The sequence below is a fragment of the uncultured Clostridium sp. genome (assembly GCF_947036855.1).
GTDB lineage: Bacteria > Bacillota > Clostridia > Clostridiales > Clostridiaceae > Sarcina.
Map to the genome: position 1 here is coordinate 1 of NZ_CAMQRY010000204.1, position 2,852 is coordinate 2,852.

General features: G+C 25.7%; 4 protein-coding genes. 3 read left to right on the forward strand and 1 reads right to left on the reverse strand.

Translation table 11 applies throughout. From position 1 onward, the window contains the following. Positions 1-123 precede the first annotated feature (123 nt). On the forward strand, positions 124-462 hold the full coding sequence (locus Q0V15_RS12765) for a hypothetical protein (protein ID WP_297439521.1): 339 nt from the start codon (positions 124-126) through the stop codon (positions 460-462). Positions 463-526: 64 nt separating this feature from the next. Here Q0V15_RS12765 and Q0V15_RS12770 read toward each other — a convergent pair whose 3' ends face one another. Beyond that, positions 527-1,477, reverse strand: coding sequence for a YafY family protein (locus Q0V15_RS12770; RefSeq protein WP_297439522.1), 951 nt, complete (start codon positions 1,475-1,477; stop codon positions 527-529). Between the two features lie 115 nt (positions 1,478-1,592). Between Q0V15_RS12770 and Q0V15_RS12775 the strand changes: the two genes are divergently transcribed. Both Q0V15_RS12775 and Q0V15_RS12780 read left to right on the forward strand, forming a co-directional pair. Beyond that, positions 1,593-2,141 (forward strand): hypothetical protein, encoded by a 549-nt coding sequence (locus Q0V15_RS12775; RefSeq protein WP_297439523.1) that lies wholly within the window; start codon positions 1,593-1,595, stop codon positions 2,139-2,141. Between the two features lie 70 nt (positions 2,142-2,211). Beyond that, the gene (locus Q0V15_RS12780) at positions 2,212-2,673 is read left to right on the forward strand and encodes a hypothetical protein (RefSeq protein WP_297439524.1); all 462 of its coding nucleotides are present in this window, start codon (positions 2,212-2,214) and stop codon (positions 2,671-2,673) included. Positions 2,674-2,852: the final 179 nt, after the last annotated feature.

The window sequence follows — 2,852 nt, forward strand, 5'->3', positions numbered from 1 at the left end:
AGTAATAGTAGTTAAATATTTATTGTATGAGTTTTCAGAAAATAGGTTTGAATTTATAACTTTCGCTTATAATAAACTTATAGATGATTTGTGATTTAAAAAAGAAAGGAGGATGGTTTTGAGATGATAGATAAAATAATTGCTAAAGTTTTTTCAGAAACTAAGAATGAGAAAGATTTGAAGTATATTTATGTAGATGATGATATTAAGCAGATTACGGTTAAATTTGAAGGTAAAGAGATTAAGTTTTTAGATTTGATAAGTTCAAAGTTTGATATGGCAAGTTCTATTATAAGGGCTGATGCTATAATTACATCTAATATTGAGAAGTCTAAAGATGAATTATATCAAGCAACAAGTTTATATAATTTTTTGATTGAAGATAATTTTAAAGCTTGGAGAAAAGAACTACCAGAGAATAGAGTGTTTTTAGACTATAATGAACTTGGTTTTGAAAGTTAACTATAAAATAAAAGGAGCTATATCAGTTTGATTTTATCAGATTGATATAGCTTCTTTTTAAGTTCTAATATAAGTTTAAAGTAGCAGTTAATCTAGAAATTAACTCATTTTTTACACTTAGAGGTTCAATGACTTTGCATTTATCTGAAAAACCTATAAGATAATCATATTCATCATCTGTATTTGCAAATGGTAGAAGAACTTCAAAGGTATCATCAGATAATTTAGATACAATAGAAGCACCATAAAATTCTAAAATCCTGTTTATAGCAGTCTTTTTAACTATAAGTTTTACTGTTATAGTATTAGGATTTGACCAAGAACCTAGAGGGTTAATACTATAATCAATATCTTGAAGAGTGAAGCTTTCATCAAGCATTGTAAGATTGCTTATTCTTGAAAGTTTAAACTTTCTAAATGAATTTTTAGTTCTGCAAAAAGCATAAAGGTACCAATAGGTTCCTTTTAAAATTAGCCTATATGGTTCGCAAATTCTGAGTGTTTCATTTTTAAAGTTATCTGTATATTCAAATGAAAGTAAGCAACTTTTATTTAAAGCATCTTTTATAATTTCTATAGAACTTGATGAGTTGTGAACACCATCCCAAGTTGTTGTATCTATTAATATTTGATTTGCTTTTAAAATTATATTATCAGAATTTTGACTTGGTATAAGGCTTTTAATCTTATCAAGCGTTAAAGAGTAAGCTTTATTATTAGTTGTAATTTCTAATGTTTTAAGTGAGCTTACAAGAGCAGATAAATCATCAGAACTTAATAATCTTTTATCAAGCTTATGGGTATCAAGAATTTGAATACCACCATTTCTTCCTTTAGTCATTGTTATTGGTATATCAGTTGCTGAAATTTCTTCTACATATCTAAAAATAGTTCTTGGTGAAACTTCTAGTTTTTCTGATAAATCTCTTGCTGTTAAAACTTTGTTTTCAAGTAGTAGAGTAATCATAGATAGCATATTTGCTGATTTAAATGATTTTTTTTTGTTGAAATCCATAATAATTTACCTTTTTTAAAAATATTTTTTTAAATATGACAGTCAGTTGTCATATTTATAATGATAAACTAAATTTATAGAAAACAAAAGATAAAAATGAATTGGAGATTTGATTATGAGTGATGTTAAAAAAGTATTAAGAGATGAAAGAAAGTTGGATTATTTATATGACCTTACATATCTTGCTTGTCAAGAATTTGAAGTAGGTGAAAGATTAGATTTTGCAACAGTATTGTATAGAAAAGCAATTGAAGTTTTAGAAGTATCAATAGAGAAACCAAGAAGCTATAATTTTGTTTCAAAGAGAGTGAAAATGGTTTGTTTACTTGCACATAATGCTTATTGTTATAGAAAAGAAGATAAATCACCAATAGAGCTTAGTGTATTAGAAGATATTTATTTAGATGATGAAGAAAAATCAATAGTAAATTATGTTGGTTTTCTTGGGGATATAGATAAAACTTTAGAGTATGAGCTTATGGAAACTTTAGAGGAAGCCATACTTAGCAAGAAAAAACTTAGTAGAGATTTATATGATAGCTTATATAATCTTTTAGCTTTTGAATATAATATTTCAATTGGTGCAGAAACACCTGCTGATGAATGGATTAAATCTTGGAATAAATTTAATGGATTTAAGGCAGAAAATATTGAAACTTTATAGTTTAGAGAATAAAGTTTTTTAAGAAATAGATTGGTAAATAAATATATTTAAGAGTGATAGGAGAAAACTAATGATAAAGATAAAACATAATTTTGAGAAAGAAAAATTCATGTGGCTTTGGTCAAAATACGTAGTTGGAGTAAATGATGAAAAACATTGTACTGCATCTTTAAAAGGGAAATATAGTAAAAAGTTTAGTAAGCATAATGAAGAGATGGTAGCTGGTGGAGAGATAGAGTTTGATGAGCAAAAAGATTTTAAGGCTATCTATATATGTGGCGTTATTAAAAAAGGGTATTCTCAAAAGAAGAATTATATACATAATGTACATTTAGTGATTATACCAAAAGAGGGTGTAAAATCATCATGGAAGTTTGATGAGTGGAATGTTGAGATAGAAAATGGAGTTATATCAGAAATTATTGATGAAGATAAATTAGATGGATGCTATAAAAATTTAGAAGAGAAGTATACAACATGTAGAATTTTTAGATGGGCAGTATCTAATAAAGAAAAATTTAAAATAGATTAAAATATTCATATTAAATTCTAATGTACTAGGTATAATATGAATAAGAATTTAAACTTTATTGTTAATACTTAAATCATTGAAAGATGTATAATGAATATAAGTAAAAGAATGAAAATTAAATTCGAGGAGGAAACCAATAGTTAATAAATATATAGATAAATGTGTTTAAATATGTTGAT